This is a genomic window from Flavobacterium psychrophilum DSM 3660 = ATCC 49418 (assembly GCF_002217405.1).
Taxonomy (GTDB): Bacteria; Bacteroidota; Bacteroidia; order Flavobacteriales; family Flavobacteriaceae; genus Flavobacterium; species Flavobacterium psychrophilum.
The window spans coordinates 110720-135360 of record NZ_MUHE01000014.1; the positions used below are offsets into that span (position 1 = coordinate 110720).

The 24641-nt window shown below is 32.5% G+C and carries 21 protein-coding genes and 1 riboswitch; of the genes, 16 read left to right on the forward strand and 5 right to left on the reverse strand.

Translation table 11 applies throughout. From position 1 onward, the window contains the following. The first annotated feature begins 90 nt into the window (after window positions 1–90). From B0A57_RS04700 to B0A57_RS04770, 15 genes are all read left to right on the forward strand, one after another. Window positions 91–2073 (forward strand): heavy metal translocating P-type ATPase, encoded by a 1983-nt coding sequence (locus B0A57_RS04700; protein ID WP_034099027.1) that lies wholly within the window; start codon window positions 91–93, stop codon window positions 2071–2073. Window positions 2074–2565: 492 nt separating this feature from the next. Continuing rightward, a riboswitch (TPP riboswitch) is annotated at window positions 2566–2661 on the forward strand. Between the two features lie 66 nt (window positions 2662–2727). Continuing rightward, window positions 2728–2934, forward strand: a complete 207-nt coding sequence (thiS, locus tag B0A57_RS04705; protein WP_011962596.1) for a sulfur carrier protein ThiS — start codon at window positions 2728–2730, stop codon at window positions 2932–2934. A gap of 98 nt (window positions 2935–3032) precedes the next feature. Next, complete coding sequence (gene thiC / locus B0A57_RS04710) at window positions 3033–4856, forward strand: phosphomethylpyrimidine synthase ThiC (protein WP_011962597.1); 1824 nt, start codon at window positions 3033–3035, stop codon at window positions 4854–4856. A gap of 51 nt (window positions 4857–4907) precedes the next feature. Next, window positions 4908–5507, forward strand: a complete 600-nt coding sequence (locus B0A57_RS04715) for a thiamine phosphate synthase (protein WP_034099026.1) — start codon at window positions 4908–4910, stop codon at window positions 5505–5507. Next, window positions 5480–6238: a hydroxymethylpyrimidine/phosphomethylpyrimidine kinase gene (locus B0A57_RS04720; RefSeq protein ID WP_034099025.1), complete on the forward strand. Its 759-nt coding sequence runs from the start codon at window positions 5480–5482 to the stop codon at window positions 6236–6238. The genes B0A57_RS04715 and B0A57_RS04720 overlap by 28 nt, the downstream gene beginning before the upstream one ends. Continuing rightward, window positions 6231–6851, forward strand: coding sequence for a thiamine phosphate synthase (locus B0A57_RS04725; RefSeq protein WP_011962600.1), 621 nt, complete (start codon window positions 6231–6233; stop codon window positions 6849–6851). Before B0A57_RS04720 ends, B0A57_RS04725 begins: the two co-directional genes overlap by 8 nt. Then, window positions 6851–7621 carry a thiazole synthase gene (locus B0A57_RS04730; RefSeq protein ID WP_034099024.1) on the forward strand — a complete coding sequence of 257 codons (771 nt, stop codon included), beginning with the start codon at window positions 6851–6853 and terminating at the stop codon, window positions 7619–7621. The genes B0A57_RS04725 and B0A57_RS04730 overlap by 1 nt, the downstream gene beginning before the upstream one ends. Before the next feature lie 125 nt (window positions 7622–7746). Then, a complete protein-coding gene (gene thiH / locus B0A57_RS04735; protein ID WP_034099023.1) occupies window positions 7747–8868 on the forward strand; it encodes a 2-iminoacetate synthase ThiH in 1122 nt (373 codons plus the stop codon). A 21-nt stretch (window positions 8869–8889) separates the two neighbouring features. Then, window positions 8890–9600 (forward strand): HesA/MoeB/ThiF family protein, encoded by a 711-nt coding sequence (locus B0A57_RS04740; RefSeq protein ID WP_011962603.1) that lies wholly within the window; start codon window positions 8890–8892, stop codon window positions 9598–9600. A gap of 73 nt (window positions 9601–9673) precedes the next feature. Further along, window positions 9674–10381: a UMP kinase gene (pyrH, locus tag B0A57_RS04745; RefSeq protein WP_011962604.1), complete on the forward strand. Its 708-nt coding sequence runs from the start codon at window positions 9674–9676 to the stop codon at window positions 10379–10381. Between the two features lie 46 nt (window positions 10382–10427). Beyond that, window positions 10428–10991: a ribosome recycling factor gene (gene frr, locus B0A57_RS04750; RefSeq protein ID WP_034099021.1), complete on the forward strand. Its 564-nt coding sequence runs from the start codon at window positions 10428–10430 to the stop codon at window positions 10989–10991. 159 nt (window positions 10992–11150) lie between these two features. Further along, window positions 11151–12233: a Ppx/GppA phosphatase family protein gene (locus B0A57_RS04755; protein ID WP_034099020.1), complete on the forward strand. Its 1083-nt coding sequence runs from the start codon at window positions 11151–11153 to the stop codon at window positions 12231–12233. 197 nt (window positions 12234–12430) lie between these two features. After that, window positions 12431–13672 (forward strand): MDR family MFS transporter, encoded by a 1242-nt coding sequence (locus B0A57_RS04760; protein WP_034099018.1) that lies wholly within the window; start codon window positions 12431–12433, stop codon window positions 13670–13672. A gap of 58 nt (window positions 13673–13730) precedes the next feature. Beyond that, window positions 13731–14639 carry a hypothetical protein gene (locus tag B0A57_RS04765; RefSeq protein WP_052079077.1) on the forward strand — a complete coding sequence of 303 codons (909 nt, stop codon included), beginning with the start codon at window positions 13731–13733 and terminating at the stop codon, window positions 14637–14639. A 96-nt stretch (window positions 14640–14735) separates the two neighbouring features. Beyond that, window positions 14736–16988, forward strand: coding sequence for a DUF5686 family protein (locus tag B0A57_RS04770; RefSeq protein WP_038466028.1), 2253 nt, complete (start codon window positions 14736–14738; stop codon window positions 16986–16988). 2 nt (window positions 16989–16990) lie between these two features. On the opposite strand, the gene B0A57_RS04775 is transcribed toward B0A57_RS04770, so the two are convergent. After that, window positions 16991–19261 (reverse strand): cation:proton antiporter domain-containing protein, encoded by a 2271-nt coding sequence (locus tag B0A57_RS04775; RefSeq protein ID WP_011962610.1) that lies wholly within the window; start codon window positions 19259–19261, stop codon window positions 16991–16993. A 707-nt stretch (window positions 19262–19968) separates the two neighbouring features. On the opposite strand from B0A57_RS04775, the gene B0A57_RS04780 reads away from it, so the two are divergent. Next, window positions 19969–20343, forward strand: coding sequence for a hypothetical protein (locus B0A57_RS04780; RefSeq protein WP_034099016.1), 375 nt, complete (start codon window positions 19969–19971; stop codon window positions 20341–20343). Between the two features lie 70 nt (window positions 20344–20413). Here the strand turns inward: B0A57_RS04780 and B0A57_RS04785 are convergent, their stop codons facing one another. From B0A57_RS04785 to ilvC, 4 genes are all read right to left on the reverse strand, one after another. Beyond that, on the reverse strand, window positions 20414–20890 hold the full coding sequence (locus tag B0A57_RS04785; protein WP_227030937.1) for a GNAT family N-acetyltransferase: 477 nt from the start codon (window positions 20888–20890) through the stop codon (window positions 20414–20416). 21 nt (window positions 20891–20911) lie between these two features. Beyond that, window positions 20912–22156, reverse strand: a complete 1245-nt coding sequence (locus B0A57_RS04790; protein ID WP_034099014.1) for an MFS transporter — start codon at window positions 22154–22156, stop codon at window positions 20912–20914. Between the two features lie 190 nt (window positions 22157–22346). Continuing rightward, on the reverse strand, window positions 22347–23591 hold the full coding sequence (ilvA, locus tag B0A57_RS04795; protein ID WP_011962614.1) for a threonine ammonia-lyase IlvA: 1245 nt from the start codon (window positions 23589–23591) through the stop codon (window positions 22347–22349). Next, window positions 23588–24634 (reverse strand): ketol-acid reductoisomerase, encoded by a 1047-nt coding sequence (gene ilvC / locus B0A57_RS04800; protein ID WP_011962615.1) that lies wholly within the window; start codon window positions 24632–24634, stop codon window positions 23588–23590. Before ilvC ends, ilvA begins: the two co-directional genes overlap by 4 nt. Window positions 24635–24641 lie beyond the last annotated feature (7 nt).

Sequence of the window (24641 nt, forward strand, 5' to 3'; positions counted from 1 at the left end):
TGTATAACCCGAAAATTTAGGCTAATTTAGTCTCAATCCCAAAGTAGTAGCGGGACATTAGCCTATACCCTAAAACGAAAACATAAAAACATGGAGCATATACATACACATGACAAAAAGGGCAAACAACTTTGTTGCAAACACAAAGAAAAAAAAGCCTGTTGTACCACTCACACGCACAGCCATGATGACCATGCAGGCACAGAGCAAACGATGTTTCAAATGTTCTTGCCAGCAATGATAAGTTTTATATTATTACTTGTTGCAATTGGTTTCGATAATTATTTTTCGCAAACTTGGTTCGCTGGTTGGGTACGAATAGCGTGGTATATCGTAGCATACATTCCTGTAGGTTTTCCTGTACTAAAAGAAGCGTTTGAAAGCATTGGTAAAGGCGAAATATTTTCGGAATTTCTACTCATGTGCATTGCTACAATCGGTGCCTTTTCGATTGCACAATTTGCAGAAGGCGTTGCTGTAATGTTATTTTATGCCATTGGCGAAATCTTTCAAACATTGGCAGTGCAAAAAGCAAAATCTAATATCCAACTATTACTAGCCCAACGACCAGACGAAGCAACAGTTTTAAACAATGGAAATGCAATTACAAAAAAAGCATCTGAAATTAACATTGGCGAAATAATTCAACTCAAATCTGGCGAAAAACTAGCACTAGACGGAAAATTATTAACCCACAATGCCACATTTAACACCGCTGCGTTAACCGGCGAAAGTAAACCCGATACCAAACAAAAAGGGGATACTGTTTTGGCAGGAATGATAAACCTAAACACCATTGCACAAGTAGAAGTTACAACTGCTTATACCAATAGTAAACTATCCAAAATACTACAAATGGTGCAAGAAGCCACCGCCAGAAAAGCACCAACAGAATTGTTTATACGCAAATTTGCCAAAATTTATACCCCAATAGTTGTATTGTTGGCAATGGCTATTTGTGTGTTGCCTATATTCTTTACAGCCAATTATGTTTTTAGAGATTGGTTGTACCGTGCATTAGTTTTCTTGGTTATTTCTTGTCCTTGTGCTTTGGTTATTTCGATTCCGTTGGGCTATTTTGGTGGCATAGGTGCTGCTAGTAAAAACGGAATTTTGTTTAAAGGATCCAGTTTTCTTGATATAATGGCGTCTATTCAAATGGTCGTAATGGATAAAACAGGAACGCTAACTAAGGGAGTTTTTAAAGTTCAAAAAGTGGTTGCCGTTGGTATTTCTGAAGCCGATTTGGTTAAATTTACATCGGCACTCGAAACCAAATCTACACACCCTGTTGGAACCGCAATACTACAATACGCAAACGGAACAGAAAAAAATGTAACCGTTACCGAAGTTCAAGAAATTGCAGGTCACGGGCTAAAAGGCAAAGTAGATGGAAACGAAATTTTGGCAGGAAATGTCAAATTGATGAAAAAATTTAATATTAGTTATGATGCCCAAATAGACAACACCCCATTTACAATTATTATCGTGGCAATTAACCAAAAATATTCAGGGTATTTTCTAATTGCAGACCAGATAAAAGAAGATGCAAAACAAGCTATCGAAAGTTTACACAAAATAAACGTAAAAACCATGATGCTATCGGGCGACAAACAAGCCGTTGTAAATGCTGTTGCCAAACAACTTAACATCGATTTGGCCTACGGAGATTTATTGCCAGAAGATAAAGTAGCAAAAGTTTCGGCACTAAAATTACAAAATCTAAAAATTGCTTTTGTGGGCGATGGTGTAAACGATGCGCCAGTAGTTGCGCTTGCCGATGCAGGAATAGCAATGGGCGGTTTAGGGAGCGATGCAACAATAGAAACTGCCGATATTGTAATTCAAAACGATCAACCTTATAAAATATATACCGCTATACACATTGGTAAAAAAACAAAACAAATTGTGTGGCAAAATATCGGTTTAGCATTTACAGTAAAAGTAATTGTTTTAGTGCTTGGCGCAGGAGGATTAGCCACTATGTGGGAAGCTGTTTTTGCAGATGTTGGTGTGGCACTATTGGCTATTTTAAACGCCGTAAGAATTCAGAGAATGAGATTTGACAATTAAGGCAAAAAGCAAGCCTACTAACAATTGTAGCTGTTGTATAACTATTTAGTTTTCAAAAAAAAACTGTAATCTCTGGTGATTATGTTGTTTCAAGGAACGAGGAATCTCATAATCTGAACAACTCGATAGAATTTTTATTCCTCGGAATAGCAAACTGTGTGTTCTTTATTCCAGTAAATTTAATAATAAAATGGTATAACTATTTTGAAGAAAGTTTTGTACATAAACATCGCTGTCTAACTACTGTATTTTTCGAAGTTCTATGCAAGTTATCAATTAATGTTTCTTCTGATTCAGATAAAATTAAAAATCTCATAGGGTATTAAGATATGAGTAAATGTACTAAAAAGCGGTTTTATTATTTTTAGCTACTTATTATTTAAGCTTGCAATTGTTTTTGCATCAATTATTTAAGGCGATGATATAATTAAGAAGCGCATCCACGAAAAACAGTAAATACAATACCAGTATTCAAAATAATTCTTACATTTGCGATAACTTTAGGGGTGTCTGCAAAATGTAGGCTGAGATTTTACCCTCGAACCTGATGCAGTTCATACTGCCGTAGGAAAAAGTAAGATGACTTCTGTGTCCCATATCTTGGGCAATAGTAGCCATTCCTAAAGTATATAATCACATACTAAATTTAAAGGAATGGAGCTAAAAATAAACAATAAAACAAAACAATTTGCTGCAAATAGTCTAACTGTTCAAGCACTTCTTGACTTAGAAATTCCCACAAAACAAAAGGGAATCGCCCTAGCTATTAATAATATTGTTATTCCGAAATCTGATTGGAATTTTCATCTAATCAAAGAAACCGACGATGTTTTAATCATTTCTGCAACGCAAGGCGGATAAATCTTTTAATGCAAAGATTGAAAGATTTGATGATTAAAATGTTTGTCAAACCCATCTCTTCAATCTTTTTTAATTTTAAATCTTTCAATTAAAAAAATATGAACAACGAAGAAAAAATTTCAAGAACTCCATTTCCAAACTCGAAAAAAGTATATATAGACGGAGAAATTCATTCGATAAAAGTAGCCATGAGAGAAATTTCACTTGCCGATACTAAAATGTCAAATGGTCGAATAGAAAAAAATCCATCAGTTACTGTTTACGATACTTCAGGGCCATTTACCGACCCAAATATCGAAATAGACATTCGTAAAGGATTACCCCGCATTCGCGAACAATGGATTTTAGACCGAAATGACGTAGAAGAATTAACCGAAATTACTTCCGAATACGGAAAATTACGCCTAAATGATGAGAAACTAAACAATTTGCGTTTCGAATATTTGCACAAACCAATGCGTGCCAAAAAAGGAACTAATGTTTCCCAATTGTATTACGCAAAACAAGGTATTATCACCCCCGAAATGGAGTATATTGCCATTCGTGAAAACCAACGCATCGAGCAAATTAATGCCCAATCTAAGGAAATGCAATGTCAGCACGCAGGTCATAGTTTTGGAGCCAACACCCCAAAATCTAAAATAACCCCAGAATTTGTTCGTAGCGAAGTGGCTAGGGGTCGTGCTATTATTCCAAATAATATAAACCATCCCGAAAGCGAACCTATGATTGTAGGACGTAACTTCTTGGTAAAAATAAATGCCAATATAGGAAACAGCGCAGTAACGTCAAGTATCGAAGAGGAGGTAGAAAAAGCAGTTTGGGCTTGCCGCTGGGGAGCCGATACTATTATGGATTTATCAACTGGAAAAAACATTCATGAAACCAGAGAATGGATTATTCGTAATTCGCCAGTCCCTATTGGTACGGTGCCTATTTACCAAGCGCTAGAAAAAGTAAACGGAATCGCCGAAGATCTAACTTGGGAAGTATTTCGTGATACCTTAATCGAACAAGCCGAACAAGGCGTTTCTTATTTTACCATTCACGCAGGGGTTTTATTGCGCTATATTCATCTAACAGCTAATAGGGTTACAGGAATTGTTTCGCGTGGTGGTTCTATCATGGCAAAATGGTGTTTGTTTCACCACAAAGAGAACTTCTTATATACTCATTTCGAAGATATTTGCGAAATTATGAAGCAGTATGATGTTGCCTTTTCATTAGGCGACGGATTGCGTCCTGGGTCTATTGCCGATGCTAATGATGCGGCACAATTTGCAGAATTAGAAACCTTAGGCGAGCTAACAAAAATTGCTTGGAAGCATGATGTACAAGTATTTATTGAAGGGCCTGGTCACGTACCCATGCACATGATTAAAGAAAACATGGACAAACAACTGGAACATTGCGACGAAGCTCCTTTTTATACTCTAGGGCCATTAACAACAGATATTGCTCCTGGTTACGACCACATTACTTCTGCTATTGGAGCAGCCATGATAGGTTGGTACGGTTGCGCTATGTTGTGCTATGTAACTCCCAAAGAACACCTTGGTTTACCTAACAAAAAAGATGTAAAAGACGGTGTGATTACTTACAAAATTGCCGCACATGCTGCCGATTTGGCTAAAGGTCATCCTGGTTCGCAATACCGAGACAATGCCTTGAGTAAAGCCCGTTTCGAATTCCGTTGGGAAGACCAATTTAATTTATCTTTAGATCCAGATACTGCTCGTGAATTTCATGACGAAACCTTACCTGCCGACGGAGCAAAAGTGGCTCATTTTTGCTCTATGTGTGGACCAAAATTTTGTTCGATGAAAATCTCTCAGGAAATTCGTGATGTTGCCGAAGCCGAGAGAGGAATGAAAGAAAAATCAGAAGAATTTGCCGTGCAAGGAAGCGAAATTTATAGTTAAATATTGCGCAACTAATAAACTGCCTCTGGCTTTAGCTAGAGGCTAATATTTATGATTGTAATAACAAATCCAAATACAATTTCTAATGAAATAAACACCATTCATTCTCTTTTTGAGAGCGGTTTGGAGTTACTTCATGTAAGGAAACCTGATTTTTCGGAAGTAGAAATGAGCGCTTTCTTATCCGAAATAAAATTAGAATATCACCAAAAATTGGTTTTGCATAGCCACCATCAATTGGCTTCAGAATTTGAAATAAATAGGATTCATTTTACAGAGAAATCACGAATAGAAACCGCAGAAGAAATTCTCAAAACAAACAAACAAATAGGATTTACCTTGTCTACTTCTGTTCATAAAATAGCCGATTTTGAAGCACTGTCTTCTCTCTTTCATTACGCTCTATTTGGTCCTGTCTTCAAAAGTATATCTAAACCAAATTATATATCTAATCTTGACTTTAAAAAAGAATTAGAAAAGAGAACAAACAACAAAACGGCATTAATTGCTCTTGGCGGCATTTCATCCGAGAGTATTACAACTGCTTTAAAATACGGTTTTAATGATGTAGCTCTTTTGGGTAGCATTTGGAACAGTAACAAACCAATAGAAAAATTTAAACTATGCCAGCAAATCGCCCTTTCGTATTAACCATTGCGGGCTTCGATCCTTCGGCAGGAGCAGGAGTTTTGGCAGATATAAAAACATTCGAGCAGCATCGGGTGTATGGTTTTGCTATTAATACGGCCAACACAATTCAAACCGAAAATGTTTTTTTTGAAATGAATTGGACAAACTTAGATTTTGTCTCGAAATCATTAGAAAAATTATTCGAAAACTATCCTATTAAGGCAGTAAAAATAGGGATTGTTCCAACATTAGATTATTTAAGTCATATTGTTTTTAAGATAAAAAAGCTTTCGCCAAAAACAAAAGTTGTTTGGGATACTGTTTTAAAATCTAGTACTGAATTTAATTTTTTAAACATCGAAAATCAAGATTTTTTGATTAAAATATTGAAAGAAATAGATTTGATTACCCCAAATTATCAAGAGGTTTTGAAACTTTCTGCAAATTTAATCGATGCAAATTCAATTGCAACAAAACTTTCAGAATATTGCGCCGTTTTACTAAAAGGAGGTCATAATCTAAACAAAATTGGATTTGATTATTTGTATTTGGACCATAAATCTCTTACCCTTCAACCAAATGTTACTACTCAAATTTTCGAAAAACATGGTTCTGGTTGTGTACTATCATCGGCCATTACAGCCAATTTAGCTTTAGGGCAAGATTTAAAAACAGCTTGCATTAATGCCAAAAAATATATAGAAACCTACTTGCAATCTACTCCAACCAAATTAGGAAATCATTATGTATAACAAATTACAATACATCTCACAAGGAAAGACAATAGAAGAGCAATTGTTAAATATTCGAAAAGCATTAGAAAATGGTTGCCAATGGATTCAGATGCGATTCAAAGACACACATTCTGATAACGTTTTTACATTGGCAGAAGCCGTAAAAAGGATGTGTCAAGAATATACAGCCACTTTTATTATTAACGATAACGTGTATTTGGCAAAAAAAATAAATGCAGACGGCGTTCATTTAGGGTTAAATGACATGAATATTGCAGAGGCAAGAACCATTTTAGGCGAGGCAAAAATCATTGGAGGCACAGCTAATACCTTCGAAGAGGTACTGCAAAGAACAGCCGAAAATTGTAATTATATTGGCTTAGGTCCTTTTCAATTTACTGCTACAAAAGAAAAATTAAGTCCCGTTTTAGGATTAGAAGGTTATCATTTAATTATTCAGCAAATGAAAACAAAAAAAAATAAGATTCCTATTTACGCCATCGGAGGAATTCAACTTGAAAACGTTGACGATATAATGAAAACTGGAATTTACGGAATTGCCGTTTCGGGTTTAATTACCCAAAGCGAAAATCCATTTCAATTAATTACCCAACTTAACAAAAAACTATAATGCTATCATTTAAAATAAGAGACAAAACATTCGAATCTCGCTTGTTTTTAGGAACAGGAAAATTTGGTTCCAATCAGCAAATGGAAGAAGCCATACTAGCATCAGGAAGCCAATTGGTTACAGTAGCACTAAAACGTATAGATTTAGAAACCCAAACCGATGCTATTTTAGCACATCTCAAACACCCAAGGATCAATTTATTACCTAATACTTCTGGTGCACGAAACGCTAAAGAAGCTATTTTTGCAGCACAATTGGCTCGAGAAGCATTAGAAACAAATTGGTTAAAACTCGAAATTCATCCAGATCCAAAATATTTAATGCCCGATGCCATCGAAACCTTGAAAGCCACCGAAGAATTGGCCAAATTAGGATTTATCATCTTACCTTATATTCATGCGGATCCAGTATTATGCAAACGTTTGGAAGAGGCAGGAACATCGGCCGTAATGCCTTTGGGGTCGCCAATAGGAAGCAACAAAGGACTAAAAACCATCGATTTTTTAGAAATTATTATCGAGCAAAGTAAAGTTCCAGTAATCATCGATGCCGGAATTGGGGCACCATCTGATGCGGCAAAAGCGATGGAATTAGGGGCTGATGCCGTTTTGGTAAATACCGCTATTGCCATAGCCGGAAATCCAAAATTAATGGCAGAAGCCTTTAAGGAAGCAGTAATGGCAGGAAGAAAAGCCTATGAAGCAAAATTGGCTCAAAAGGCAAGCCAAGCAGTAGCTTCGAGTCCTTTGACAGCGTTTTTGTATGAATAGTAATAGTTTACTTCAATGCGCAAAAATAAATTATCATGTATTGGTTAAACTTAACGGCAATTGAAGCAGAATAAGAAACTACAGATTTGAAATAACAATTTAATTTGTGTGAGAAAACAAAACAAATGAACACATTTAACTCAATTTTTGAAAGTTATGATTGGGATACCATTCAAAACAAAATATATCAGACTACAGCAACGGAAGTCGAACGGGCTTTGTCTAAAAACAAACGCAATCTAAATGATTTCTTGGTTTTAATTTCGCCTGCTGCTCAGCCTTTTTTAGAACAAATGGCGCAATTAAGTAGTGAATTAACACAAAAACGCTTTGGCAAAACTATTCAAATGTATGCGCCTTTATATTTAAGTAACGAATGTCAAAATATTTGCACCTATTGCGGTTTTAGTTTAAACAACAAAATTAAACGAAAAACACTTACCGAAAGTGAAATTACATTAGAAGTAGAAGTCTTAAAAAAAGCAGGATTCGATCATGTTTTGTTAGTAACTGGAGAAGCTAATTATACGGTAAATATTAATTATTTTTTGAAATCAGTAGCGCAAATAAAAAAGGATTTTTCGACAATTTCGGTCGAAGTGCAACCTTTATCAGTCGAAGAATACAAACAATTGCACGAAGCTGGTGTTTATTCTGTTTTAGTATATCAGGAAACCTACCATCGTGATGTGTACAAAACATATCATACCAAAGGAAAAAAATCTAATTTCGACTTCAGATTAGAAACTCCTGACAGAGTAGGAATGGCAGGAATGCACAAAATTGGATTGGGCGTTTTGTTGGGATTGGAAGATTGGCGAACCGATAGTTTTTTTAACGCCTTGCATATAGATTATTTACAAAAAACCTATTGGCAAACCAAATACACCGTTTCTTTTCCAAGATTACGTCCCGCTGAAGGGGTTATTAAACCTAATTTTATAATGAGCGACAAGGACTTGGCCCAACTCATTTGTGCGTATCGTTTGTGGAATGAAGACTTAGAAATTTCGCTATCTACACGAGAGAACGAAAAATTTCGTAATAATATAATTCCGTTGGGAATTACCAGCATGAGTGCCGGTTCTAAAACAAATCCGGGTGGTTATGTAGTAGATCAGCAATCTTTAGAGCAATTTGAAATCAGTGACGAGCGTTCTGCTCAAGAAATAGCAAAACTCATTTCTAGTCAAGGATACGAACCAGTTTGGAAAGATTGGGACAAAAGTTATGCAACAGTAGATTAATGATTTTAGATTTTATAAAACATGAGTAAAATACAAGAATTTTTACGATACAACCGACAGACAATGTTGCCAGAGATAGGCGATTCCGGACAAGAAAAACTTAAAAAAGCAAAGGTTTTAGTCATTGGAGCAGGAGGGTTGGGTTGCCCTGTTTTACAATATATTTCTACAGCAGGAGTTGGTACTATTGGAATTGTAGATTTTGATAAAATTGAAATGCACAATTTGCACCGTCAAATTTTATATACGGAAAAGCAAGTAGGTTTATCGAAAGCCTTAACAGCAAAAGAGAGGCTAGAAAAACTAAACCCATTAATCGATATTATTGCTTTCGATGAGAAATTAACTTTTGAAAACGCAACTCAAATTATTCAAAAATTTGATGTAGTTCTCGACGGATGCGATAATTTTGAGACTCGTTATTTAGTTAACGATACTTGTGTAGCCCTAGGAAAGACATTGGTTTACGGTAGTATTTTGAAATATCAAGGACAAATGGCCATTTTTAATCACAACGGAAGCAAAAACCTTCGACACTTATTTCCTGAACCACCCAATTCTAGCGATGTTCCTAATTGTAACTTAAACGGCGTGATAGGAACACTTCCAGGAATTATTGGTACAATGATGGGGCACGAAACCTTGAAATTGATTATAGATTTGCCAGTTTTAAAAAACGAATTAGTCCTTTTTGATACTTTATATTGGGATTTTAGGAAGCTGAAGTTTTAATAAAATTAAATCGGTTTTTATAAAACCGAAGAATATCTTTATATTTGCAACACAAAACAAGTACAAAACGGCAATGAAATACAAAAGAATTCTACTAAAATTAAGTGGAGAAGCACTAATGGGAGACCGTCAATACGGAATAGATCCAAAACGTTTAGCAGAATATGCTGATGAAATAAAGCAAATTCATGATTTAGGAGTTCAAATCGCCATAGTTATTGGAGGAGGAAATATTTTTAGAGGCATTGCAGGAGCCAGTAATGGTATGGATAGGGTTCAGGGAGATTACATGGGAATGCTTGCCACAGTCATAAACGGAATGGCATTGCAAGGCGCACTCGAAGAAAAAGGAATGCTTACTCGTTTGCAAACAGCCTTAAAAATAGAAGCTATTGCAGAACCTTACATCAAGCGCAGAGCCGTAAGACATTTAGAAAAAAACAGAATTGTTATTTTTGGCGCAGGAACAGGAAATCCATATTTTACAACAGATACCGCTGCAGTTTTAAGAGGTGTTGAGGTTGATGCAGATGTGATTCTAAAAGGAACTAGAGTAGATGGTATTTATAATGTAGATCCAGAAAAAAATAAAGATGCAGTAAAATTTGACAACATTTCATTCGAAGATGTACTAAAAAAAGGATTGAACGTGATGGACACCACTGCATTCACTTTAAGTCAAGAAAATAAATTGCCTATCATTGTTTTTGATATGAACAAAGAAGGAAATTTGCTCAAAATTTGCAAAGGAGAAAACATAGGAACAGTAGTAAATATATAATAAGGAGTTCGATTTTTCGAAAAATCTAAAAATCTAAAAAAAAAAAATGACTGAAGAAATTGATTTTATTCTCGATAGCACCAAAGAATCTATGGAAGGTTCTATTGCCCATTTAGAAAAAGAATTTTTAAATATTCGTGCAGGAAAAGCTTCGCCAGCCATGTTAGGAAGTGTTTTTGTAGATTATTATGGTTCGGTAACACCACTTTCGCAAGTAGCAAAAATTAGCGTGCCAGATGCCAGAACAATTACATTACAGCCTTTCGAAAAAAACATGTTGCAAGTAATTGAGAAAGCAATTATGATAGCTAATATTGGTTTTAATCCAATGAATAATGGAGATGTAATCATCATTAGTGTTCCGCCACTTACCGAAGAAAGAAGGCGTGAGCTTGCAAAACAAGCAAAAACCGAAGCCGAAGACGCGAAAATAGGTGTTCGTAATGTTCGTAAAGATTCTAATTCAGACATAAAAAAATTAGAAAAAGAAGGAACATCTGAAGATGCTTGTAAAATTGCCGAGGAAAGCGTTCAGAAACTAACAGATAGTTTTATCAGAAAAGTAGATGAACTATTAGTAGTTAAAGAGGCCGAAATAATGAAGGTTTAGTTTTTCGTTAAAAACACATACTAAAATCCGTTAAGATTAAAAGCTTAGCGGATTTTTTTAATTTTCAAGGGGAATTAATATGTTTCTTAAAATTATTTTGATAAATTTACTTCCCCATAAAACTAAAAATATGTTTTTTAATTTAAAAGTTAACCTGCAATGAATATTAGAAAAACACTTCTCAATATCGTTATATTTTCATTTTTTTTTCAAAATTTATCGTTTTCACAAGAAACACCAGAAAATCTATTTGCTGGAATTGAAATAGGTAGTAAAGGAATTAAAATGTCTGTTTTAGATGTTAAAAATATCCGAAGAGGAGATTTTGAGATTAAATCGTATTGGTCTGAAAACATAGGAATTGCAAAAGGAATCGCTATCGATGGAAATTTAGCCAAAGAAGATATAGATAAAGCAGCAGCAACAGTACTTTCTAATTACATAAAAATAAAAAATGATTTTAAAGTAACCGACGAAAATATCTTTATAGTTGGATCCTCTGGTGTTGCCATGGCAAATAATACACAGGAATTAATAGATAAAGTTAAATTGTCAATAAATAAAAATCTAGATTTTATTGATGCTCAAACAGAAGGAAAAATGCTGCTAAAAGGGTGTGTTCCACCTTCAGATTATAAAGACTCTATTATTCTAGATATAGGCGGCGGAAACACTAAAGGCGGCTATATAGATGTTAGGAATAATGATACTTTTGTGTTTTTTCCATTAAGTGTTAATTACGGAACCATAACACTAACGGAAGCGGTAATAAAGAAAACACGTAAAGACGATATTTCAGAATATAACGACAAATCATTCGGGTTTCTCCCTACATTGCGAGACCAAGTAAATGCTATGTATAATGCTAGTCCAGTTGCTTTAGTAAAAGATAAAATATTCATGTCTGGCGGTGCAGTCTGGGCTTTTTATACACTTTATAATGGCGTAGCAAAAGAAAATTTTAATAAATTTAATTTAGAAGATGTACTCAATTATGATGCAGTTCTAAAAAACAACTTCAGAAAATTTGAAGAATTAGCAAAAACAGATAAAGATGTAGAAAAAGTGCTAAAAACCTATTCGCAAAAACACCTAATATCTGGGAGTAATATCCTTTTGGTTTGTCTTGAAGCAATTCCAAAAGTAAATAGTAAAAAATTATATTTTGCTAAAGAAGGACAAATTGCATGGCTTGTATCTTATATTGCTGATCGGTCTAAAAAAATAAAAAAAATTTATTAATAGTTTTGCTTAATTCTAACCAATACCAAGTGGTAAACGTTAAAAAAAATAACCAGCACAGATTTACGATTAAAATTAGATTGTTGGCCTCAAAAAAAAAAATATAAATCGACTGTCATGTAATTAAATGATGAGAATAAAATCAAGAAGTTAGCCCCTATTTCGTAATAAAAAACTAAAAACTAAAAACTAAAAAAATGAAAAGCTATTTTAATGCTTATTTTGATAACTTTAAAGGTTTTTCGAAAGAGGTTTGGGTTCTAACATTAATAACCTACATTAATCGAGCAGGCGCTATGGTCATGTTGTTTCTAACCAAATATTTACATGATAATCTTTTTTTTAATTTAACCCAAATAGGTTGGATGCTTGTTTGTATAGGCGTTGGAGCATTATTTGGAAACTGGATTGGCGGAAAACTAACCGATATATTAGGGTTTTATACCATCATGCTTGCAAGTCTTTTCTTAACAGGTTTTGGTATCATATCCTTAATGTTTTTATGCGATTTTGTAGAAATATGCATCGGTTTATTTCTAGTAACCGCAATTGCCGATATGTATAAACCTGCAATGTATGTAGCAGTATCTAACTTTACCAATAGAAAAAACAGAACTAGGGCATTAACCTTAGTTCGATTAGCCGTAAATTTGGGTATAGTTTCAGGGCCAATAATTGCAGGGCTAGTTATACAAAAAGATGATTACGACATGCTTTTCTGGATAGATGGACTAACTTGTATTATAGCAATTTCTGTTTTTATGTTGCTTATAGATGAGAATAACATAACCAGAGCTCGACAAAAAATAACTAGAGACAGGGAAAAAGAGAAGGTAATAAATAAAAAAATAAAAACAGACACTAATTACATCATTTTTCTTTTGGCTAGTTTCTTAACCGCTTTTCTGTTTTTTCAATTATTTACAACAATGCCATTATACAACTCAGACAAATTAAAGCTTAATGAGTTTGAAATAGGAATGCTACTTGCATTAAACGGATTGATAATATTTCTTTTCGAAATGCCTCTAATAGGTTTTCTAGAAAGAAAAAAAACACAAATAACTAAGATAATATTGCAGGGTTCTGTATTTATGACTTCTGGATTTTTGTTTTTACTAATTTCAAAATCAGTATTTGTAATAATTATTAGTATTTTTCTAATAACCTTAGGGCAAATCTTGCTTTTTTCATTTTCTAATAGTTTTGCTTTTACACGAGCTGTTCAGGGACAAGAAGGAAAATATATGGCTTTTTACGCTATGAGTTTTAGCGCTGCACAAATATTAAGTCCAAAAATTGGCTTTAGCGTTATCGAAAATTTCAATTACTTTTATAATTGGTTACTAATGGGGGGTATAGGAGTTATAGGTATAATGCTTTACTATAAATTAGATAAAAATATTACATTTGAAACACTCGAAAAAAGAATGAAATAATGTACTTTAACCGACGATTAAAACAATCACTTCAAAAATAAAAACGGCGAAAATAAAAATGTCAAAAAAAAGGAAAGCAACACAAAATAATAAAAGTTTCAAGACAATAATAATTTTATTAGCCTGTACTATGCTTGTAGGTCTTTTTTATACTTACAAAATAACTAGTAGATCAAAAAAAGAAATTATAACACTTAGAGAAGATAAAGAGAACATGTTAAAAGATTTAGAAAAATCTCAATTGTTTTTAAATCAGATCATGACTTCTAATAAAATGTTGTCGAGTAAATTAGTAGCAGAACAAGATAAGATAAAACAGCTTATACTCGATTTGAATTCGAAAAATATAACAGAAAAAAACATAGCAGATTATAAGAAAACTGCAAATAATGTAGACGCTAGGATTAAATCATTGCTGAATGAAATAGACAGATACAAAAAAAAAATAGACAGTACTAACATCGTTTTAGCAAAAACAAATATCGACTTAACAAAAACAAGCGCCAGCTTAATTAAAGAAAAAAACAAAAATGACACACTAACTGTTTCTAATGTAAAATTAGCTAACAAAATTAGCGATGCTTCTAAACTTTATTTCTTCGATTTGAAAACAAATTTTTTTAAACTAAAAAGCTCAGGAAAGCTTATAGAAACAGACAATGCTAACAAAATAAACCTAATAAAATTTAGCTTTATGATTGCCGAAAATAATCTGGCAAAACCAACAACTAAAGATTTTTATATTCAAATAATAGATAGTAAAAACAATGTTTTGGGAAGTAAAAATCTCGAGAAATTTGGAAATGAAACTTTAAATTACAGCACTTTATTAAAAGTTAAATATCAAAATAAAAACACAAAAGTAGAAGGAGAAATTCCAGTAACCAATCTACAAGGCGGGATTTTGTTTATTAATGTTTTCGATAAATCTAAACTCATTTTAAACTCGGCAGTCACTTTGTCATAATTGGGTTTAATTTTTTTTGATGATATAACTAATTCAGATTTTTCTATTTAATTATACTGTATTTGTAACTGTTTCTGTACTAATAGAACGAAACTTATGACCTCAAAAAAGCGACTTTTTTTTATATGTTTTTTTCTTTTTTTTCTTGCTAATGTAAAAACCATTGCGCAAAAAAACATCTCTCTTGTAGATACTATTATTAAGAAAACAATTCTATTTAGAACAAGAAATAATCCTAAAAATTACCAGTTTATAGCTTATAACAAACTCATTATAACAGCAAACCCTAATTTAATAGAAGGCAGGATAGATTCTGTTTTTACCACCAAACATAAGAAAAAAATGTTCTCTAGGATAGATTCCTCTGATTATATTTTTAAAAAAATAATCACCAAGCAGCATTTGTATCAAACGGAAAAAATTTCAAAATTTCAAGTTAAAAACAATCACCAGAAGGAAAGAATTTTAGCTACGAAAATGGCTGGTTTCAAAGAACCCATTTACGAATATTTTGCTTTACAACTTCAACCTTTTTCAGTTTATGATGATGAATACTCGCTAGTAGAAAAAGAATATATAAGTCCAATTTCTAATAACGGAATAAAAAAATATGATTATACTTTTTTAGAAACCATTTTTTTAGAAGGCAGAAAAATTTATAAAATTTCTTTTGTACCCCAAAAAAAATCTAATGCGTATCAGTTAGAAGGTGTTTTGTTTATAGATGCCAAAAAGTTTAGCCTCGCAAAAATGCAATTAAAAGTATCAGGATTAGTACAAATAAAATCCAATTATGATTTCCAGTACGATAAGCAATTAGACAATTGGTTTCCTGCAAAAAGTAATCTGTCTATAAAAAAAGGAAATAGTAAAGTCCCCATAAAAATACTTGGCGAAACCATTACTTTTGAAGGCAATGACGCTAAATTATATCCTAAAACGAAAAAATATGCCTCAGATTTTCTAGAAATAAAATCTAACACTACCTATTTCGAACCAAAATTTAACGAAACTCCAAAAATAAAACAGCCCGATATTGCTATATCAATAAGTGAAACAGCCATTTCAAAAAAAGAACCACTTTGGTATAATTATTTTAATGACTCGACCGATGTGAGGAGTAGCGCAACCTACTTTTCATTAGATAGTTTAATTCAGAAACGAAAGTACGAAAACAAGATTAAAATTGGACGTAAAGTCCTAAAAGGTTATTATCCAATTGGTTTTTTCGATATCGATTTGCGTTATGTTTTTCGTTACAATAACTACGAGGGGTTTAGGTTAGGAATGGGAGGAATTACTAACGAAAAATTAGCGAAGAACTACAAATTAGAAGGGTATTATGTTTACGGAACAAAAGATGGCTTCTTCAAAGGTTATGTTGCCAACTCATTTCGAGTAGATAATTACTCAGAAACTTGGCTGGGTTTTTCGTATAAAGACGACTTGAGCGAAATTGCAAGTACTTCTTTCGATATCGATAAACGCACTTTTAAGATTTACGATCCACGGCCATTTAATATTAGTACTTTTTACAATCACGTTACTTGGAGAGGGTTTGTTGAAACTAAAATTATTCCAAAAACCGAGAGTATTTGGCAAATTACACAAAGTAGTATTGTTCCGAAATTCGATTATTTGTACAATCTAAACGATAATTTGTATAAAAATTTTAAAACAACTTTAGTAACTATTTCCTTGCAATGGAATCCGTTTAGTAAGTACATGCAAACGCCAACTAAAACCATCGAAATAAATAAAAATTACCCAAAATTTACCCTTCAGTTCTCTAAAACAATTCCTAAATTGTGGAGTAATGATTTCGATTTTGGTAAAGTAGATTTTAGATTTGATTACCAAAAAAAGTTCAATTCTAATCACAAATTAATGTTCTTTGTAGAAAGCGGTTACGCTTTTGGCGATATTCCAATAACAAATATTTACAACCATTCGCCAAATAATTTATCTAAAGACAAAGTCATACAACGCATAACTTTTGCGGGAAAAGATAGTTTTGAAACAATGTATTATAATGAATTTTTTTCTAACAAGTATGCTTTTTTTCAGATAGAACATCAGTTTCCTAAATTTGAAATCAGTAAAAAAATAAAGCCTGTTTTTTCCCTAGTTACAAAATACGGAATTGGAAGTTTGGCTAACGCCGATAGGCATTTAAACTTAACCATTAAAACCTTAGAAAGAGGTTATGTAGAATCTGGATTCGAGTTAAACCAAATATACCAAGGTTTAGGATTTGTAGTTTTTTACAGATACGGAGCAAACCAATTGCCTAATTTTGAGGATAATATTGCCGTAAAATTAAGTGTTAAAATCGATTTTGGGTTTTAAATTTAAGGTTTAATAATTAATACCGATGGTAAATTACTTAACCAAACGCTTTGCGAATCGACTAATTTTTTCCAGCTATCTAGGCTAATAACCATCAAATCTTGTTTAATTAAAAATGATTTTAGGATTTGATTTTCATTTACTAATGCGATATTATCTGGATAGGTTTTTTCTAAGGTTTGAATGGCATTTTTTATTAAAAAATTATTTTCTATCTGATTGTTTATATCAATAATTTTAATTTTAGAATTGTTGTTGTAAACAAATTTCTGTATATAATCGACTAGAAAAGCATCTTCCGTTCCGAAGAAAGGAACGAAAATTTTGTCGGTATAATTTAGTTCATTATCCACAAGAATTCCTAATGGTGTTTTGTTTTTTGCAATGATTTGACGTGTTCTGTCATCAAAAATAGAATTGGTAAATAAACGTTCTTTTCCTGTAATTTTATCTAATAATCGGTCTGGATTTATAATTCTTGTGGTAAATCCTAATACTTTTCCAAGTAAAGTTCCTTCGAAAATAGATTTTCCTAACCCCACTAACAGTAAATCATAATCGCCATTATTGGCTATTTCTGCAATATCAGTTTCAATATCTACGGTGGCTTTGTATATCGTATTTATGTCTTGATTTAATAATTTAGATTCTTCAATAATAGGGATAAAAGCTTCTTTTTCGTAATCTTCTAAATTGAAGCCGTGCATTTCGTCGCTTACTGATAAGTGCATTGCGGTTATGGTCGACACGTCTTTTTGCTTTTTAATGAGGCTATTGGCCAATCGTAATAGTGATTTTCCTTTTTCGTAGTTTCCAAAGGAAACAAGAATTTTATACTTATTTGTATCTATATCTTCTTCGGGAGTTAATATTCCTTTCGATTTGAAAATGTAATTGATTAAGTCTAAAGCAGGTCCGGTCATAAATGTGGTTACTAATGCCATGATAACCATCATGGTAAATATTTCAGAATTTAGAACACCTAAATCGTAACCTATATTTAAAACCACAAGTTCCATTAGTCCTCGAGTGTTCATTAGAGCGCCAATTGTTAAGCTGTCTTTCCAGTTTTGTCCTACAAATTTTGCAGCAAGAGCGCTTCCTATAAATTTACCAATAACGGCTACTAGAATAATATATCCAGTAATTTTCCATAAATACGGGTCGTTAATTAATCCTATTTGGGTGCGTAATCCTGTAAAAACAAAGAATAGTGGGAGTAATAATATTAAGGATACGTCTTCTACTTTTTCTATAAAAATGTTTCTAAATTTAGAAACATCTGGCATAATAACACCTGTCATAAAAGCACCAAAAAGGGCATGAATTCCAATTACTTCAGTGCAATATGAGGATAAGATAAGTGTTAGGAAAAAAATGGCAACAACAGGTTTGCTTAAATTTTCGTTATTCGAATATAAATCTCCTACTCGTTTGAAGAATGGTTTTACGATAAATAACATGAGCAAAACGTACAGTACCGCTAGTGCAATTACATAAAGTGAACTTATAAAAGAGCCTGCTTTTACAATAGCAATAACAGCGGCAAGTAAGCACCAAGCGGTAATGTCATCGGCTGCAGCACAAGTAATTACAATGCTTCCTAATTTTGTTTTATGAATGCCTCTTTCTTGTACAATTCTTGCCAGAACAGGAAATGCAGTAATACTCATGGCTATTCCCATAAATAAACTGAAAGATAAAAACTCGACACCTTGTGGTGCAAACCTGTAATACACAAAATAAGCCAAAGAAATTCCTAGTGCAAAGGGAATTACTATGCTGGCATGACTTATAACTACGGCTTCATTGGCTTTGTTTTTTAGGACTTTCAGGTCTAATTCCATTCCTATAACAAACATGAAGAGAATTAGCCCAATTTGACTTAAAAACTGGAGGTTTCCAAGGGATTCTGTTGGGAATAATGCTAATGAAAACTCGGGAAAATACATTCCTACAACAGATGGGCCAAGAAAAATCCCTGCAATTATTTCTCCTATTACTGATGGTTGTCCGATTTTTTTAAAAATCCAACCAAAAAAACGAGCTACGATGATTATGGTTATTATTTGCCCTAATAAAATGGCTAGAGGATGGTGCAAATTATGCTTAATAGAATCTAAGAATTGATTCCATTCTGTATGTTTTAGTGATGGCGAAATTATTTTTCGGCCTATTTCTAGGTTTTTTCCTTGTCCGACAACCCAATATATTAAAGCAGTGAAAACTCCAGTAACAGTAAAGTAAAAAAAGGCATTTTTTAAATTTTTCATAAAAAAAGAAGAAAATTATCAGCTTTGTGTCATACAAAGATGACGAAATTCGCCTACAAATAAAAGGGTTTCATAAATTAATCATGTAAAATTAATGTTTGTTGTTTTATATTATTGCGGTAATACTTAATAAGGTATTGGTTTTATTGAGTTATTCTGTTTGGGGGAACAATATTTATTGCTAGACAAGGTATAAATCTAAATTAGGAATAGAATAGTTTTTAACTAAAATGCAATAAATATTTTGTAGCGGTGTGGGTTTATTTGCGTAGAGGAGAATTTACTTTGTGTTTTGTTTATTTGTAAAACATTGTTTTGTGAGTCTTTTTAACATTATAGCAATATAATCGTAATAGGTTTGAGTTTTTTTATATTGCTTGAAACACATTCTGGCTTAATCTTTTTTTTTTAATCTTTTTCCTTTAAACGAAGTTAACACCTATAAATTTAGTAAAATATTACAACTTTATATTTAGCAAAAAAGAAAAAGAAAAATCATTCCATCTCAATCGGTTTTTATTAAAAATGTGGATTTTTTATTATTGACATTCTTATATGGAATTTATTTTTTTATTTTCTAGGAATTAACACATTCTTTATTTTAGTGCGTTTAATCGATTTTTATAACATTTAATCGATTTTATTTTTTATTTTTTTATATTATTCATATTTTCACAATCTAATTTAAATTAATACATTTATATAACATGTCGGATTTTTTAAAGCAATTTGGAGAGGAATTAAAAAAAAATGTTTCTGGTTTTATCGCTGTAGCGGTAACCGAAATTAAAAGTGGGGTTTCTTATTATTCGCTATCAGTGGATAAAGATTTTGATCCTGAATTAGCAGCCGCTTTTAATTTAGAAGTTGTAAAAGCTAAACTAAATGCAATTAATGCGTTAGGTCTCAATCAATCGATTGATGATATCCTGATTAATTTATCTTCTCAAATACATATTATTGATATATCTGAAAATAATGAGTATTTTATTTATTTAGCGGTAGACGCATCAAAAGCAAATTTAGGCATGACAAAAGCTTTGCTAAATAAGTACAAAAAAGAAATTTCAGGTAATTTGTAAAACATTACAAATTCAATAAAAAAAACCAGCTTATGCTGGTTTTTTTTATTGAAAAAATTAGTGGATTGATTTAATGATTTAAATTAAGTTCATAGTAGAAATAATTAGCAATAAAATCACGACGGTAAAACCCAAGGTTTTCATATAACTTATGTGCTGCAAAATTATCTGTGCCAGTGTTTAAAGATAAATATTCTGCTTTTGTTATTTTTGCATAATCTATACATTTTAGCATCATTTCTTGAGCTATCTTATTTCTACGGTGTTCTGGTTTAACGTAAAGGTAAGATATGTGCCAATTGTATTTTATGACTGATAAAGGGTTTATTTTTACAAATAAAACCACAAAACCAATTGGGTTTACACCTTGAAAGGTTGCGTATATTTTTGCTTTATTTCTTTCTAATTTACTTTTTATAAACAAAACCGCATCATCTATATTTAATAGCTCTTCGCCTATTAATTTAGATTCGTGAATTATTTCTATAATACTCTCAAAATTATATGCTTTAATTTCTTGGATTTCATAAGTGCTATTTTTGACCAATTTTTTAGGCATATTTGTTTATTATGAAGCTTTAAAAATAGAATTTATTATATTTTCTTTTATTTTTTTTCGCTCTTTATTTACCATCTGATATAGAATGTATGATAATAACACCCCAACTATTCCAATAGCAAAATTTACAAACCAATTGGCTCTAAATCCAAATTTATCAATAATTTCCATTCCAGTTTTAGCACTTAATACATGGGCAAAACCATAGCTCATTTGAAAAAACGACATAAACAATCCTTCTCTGTTTTTGTGACTTCTAGCGGTTACAAATGCACTTGCAAAAGGAAATGTTAACATCACTCCAAATGACATAAAAAACATCATTACAATTAAAACGAAAGGATGGTTAATAGTAGCAAGCAATAAATAACTAAGACTCATGATGCTTAATCCAATCATTATTAAAAGTGTTTTTGGTATTTTATTTTTCTCAACATAATTTACGATTGGTATTTCAAAGAGTAAAATTAACAATCCATTAAAAGCTAATAATAAACCACTATGAAACTCGGTTAGCCCAAATTGCGCTCTATGGTAAATTGGCAATGTAGTAAAAACCTGAAAAAACAGAATACCTGTAAGCATAGTAATAAGCCAGTGTAGTAAGAACGGATGATCTTTTAAAGGCGCATAATTATCGGAGCTTATATGTTTTAAGTTTAGTTTGTATAGTAACTTTTTTTCTTTTACAAAATACGCAAATATTAAAACTGCCAAGATGCAAGTCCCTCCGTCAATAAAGAATAAGGTGTTGTACCCTAAAACTGAAATGATGATACCGCCTAGCAGAGGACCAAATATAAACCCGAGATTTATTGCGACCCTAGTTAATGATAAAGCTCTTGTTCTTTGGTTTTTAGTCACATAACTATTTAATGTTATCATCATTGCGGGTCTAAACATATCTGCAACACTTGTTAAGAGCATTATTCCAAAACACAATAAGCTAAATGTTTTAACGTATTGAAGACCTATAAAGATTAAGCCACTTGTAAAAAGACTGAATACCATTACTTTATAGGAACCTATCTTGTCAGAGATTTTTCCGCTTAAAAAAGTGCCGATTAAAGATCCTATTCCAAAGAAAACCATTATCCAACCTATTTGCGAATAACTAAAACCAAGACCTTCTTTTAGATATTTTGACATAAAAGGAATCACCATAGTTCCTGCTCTGTTTACAAAAGTAATCAAAGCTAAAACCCATATTTCTTTTGGAAATCCTTTATATCCTTCAAAGTATTTTTTTATCATTTTTTTTATTTTTTACAAAAATAATATTTTTTATTTAATGCTATAACTTTCAATGAATTACTTTTTAATTGTCGAGTTTCACAGCTTTCTATTTTAGCCCTTAATAGTTGGGAGTGATATTTTAAATTTCAAACAGTACATTTGAGATATGAAATACACGAAATAAAGCTTAGAATAAAAGCTAGAAATCCTATCCTATTAAATGTGTAAATAAGTCTTCGTTGTCATTTAAATAGCGATAATTAAATTTTCTTCTTTTTAACTGTTCATCAATTTTTATAAAATCTTTTTTATTTTTCAATTCAATTCCTACCACCGCTGGACCACTTTCTCTGTTGTTTTTTTTAGAAAATTGAAAATAAGTTATATCATCATTAGGACTTAAAACCTCATTTACAAATTCTTTTAATGCTCCTGGACGTTGCGGAAAATTAATTATAAAATAGTGTTTTAATCCTTCATATAATAAAGAACGCTCTCTAATTTCTTCGGTTCTTGTGATGTCATTATTACTGCCACTGACAATGCAAACTACATTTTTTTCTTTAATTTTATCTTTATAAAAATCTAAAGCTGATATGGTTAATGCACCAGCGGGTTCTACTACAATTGCCTCTTCATTATATAATCGCAAAATTGTGGTGCAAACTTTCCCTTCTGGAACTGAAATTATATCGTGCAAACCATCTTTACATATCTCGAAGGTTAAATCGCCAACACGTTTTACTGCTGCACCATCAACAAATTTATCTATTTCGTTTAAAGTGGTATTTTTTTTATTTGCGATAGATGTTTTCATAGATGCCGCACCAGAGGGTTCTACACCTATAATTTTAGTTGTTGGACTCAGTTGCTGAAAAACAAGACAAAGCCCTGCTGCTAAGCCGCCTCCGCCAATTGGGACAAACAAATAATCGATAGGTTGCTGTGTGTCTTTTAACAACTCTAAAGCGACAGTTCCCTGACCAGCAATAACTTCCTGATCATCAAAGGGATGAATAAATATGGCTTTTTGCGCTTTACAAAACCTACTTGCTTCATGAAACGATTCGTCGAAAGTATCACCTTTTAATACAATTTCTACTTTTTCTTTCCCGAATAATTTGACCTGCTTTACTTTCTGCTTTGGAGTTGTAACTGGCATAAATATTGTTGCCGATATATTAAGCTTATTACACGCATACGCCACGCCTTGCGCATGGTTTCCGGCGCTTGCGCAAACAACTCCTTTTTCTTGATCAGATTCTGACAAAGATACAATTTTGTTGTACGCTCCTCTTATTTTATATGAGCGTACAGGTTGTAAATCTTCTCTTTTTAAGTAAATATTTGCTGCAAACTCATCGCTCAAATTTACGTTTTTTACCAACGGTGTATTTACTGCTACACCGTTGATATTTTTTTGAGCTTGGTATATTTTATCTAATAAGCTCATGATTTGGTTGGCCTTAATTTGCGTACCTCAACACCAGTTTGCCAAAGCTCACTTTGCTGTAAAGTGGCTAATTCTTCTTGCAATTTTACTCGATAATCTGGTTTACTATTTGCTGCAATAACTATTTCAGCTTCACGACCAGAAGCTACGCTATCGTATAATTCATTTAACAGAGGTTCATTTGCTTTTCTAAATTTTTCTTTCCAATCTAAAGCACCACGTTGGGCTGTGGTAGAACAATTTGCATACATCCAATCCATTCCGTTTTCCGCAACCAAAGGCATTAAACTTTGTGTTAATTCTTCTACAGTTTCGTTAAAGGCTTCACTTGGCGAATGTCCTCTTTGGCGCAAAACAGCATATTGCGCTTCAAAAATTCCAGCAATGGCTCCCATTAACACACCTCTTTCGCCTGTTAAATCGCTGTAAGCTTCTTTTTGAAAAGTAGTTTCAAATAAATAACCTGAACCTATTGCTATACCTAATGCTAGTGCTTTTTCGACTGCATTTCCGGTAGCGTTTTGATATACGGCATAACTAGAATTAAGCCCATGCCCTTTTAGAAATAAACTTCTTAATGATGTACCAGATCCTTTTGGGGCAACTAAAACTACATCGACATCTTTAGGTGGAACTATGCCTGTTTTTTCTTGAAAGGCAATCCCAAAACCGTGTGAAAAATATAAAGTTTTATCTTTTGTTAAATATTTTTTCATCCCCTCCCAAGCTTGTATTTGACCAGCATCTGAAAGCAAATTCATCACTACGGTTGCTTTTTCGCAGGCTGCTTCCAATTCGAATAATGTAACATTTTCTTGCCAACCATCGGCAATTGCTTTATCCCAACTATCGGTTCCTTTTCGCTGTCCTACAATAACATTGATGCCATTGTCTTTTAGGTTGAGTGCTTGCCCTGGCCCTTGAACGCCATAACCTATAACAGCTACTGTTTCATTTTTTAATACTTCCTTCGCTTTTTCAAGAGGAAATTCATTACGTTTTACTACGTTTTCTACTACCCCACCAAAATTTATTGTTGCCATAATTGTT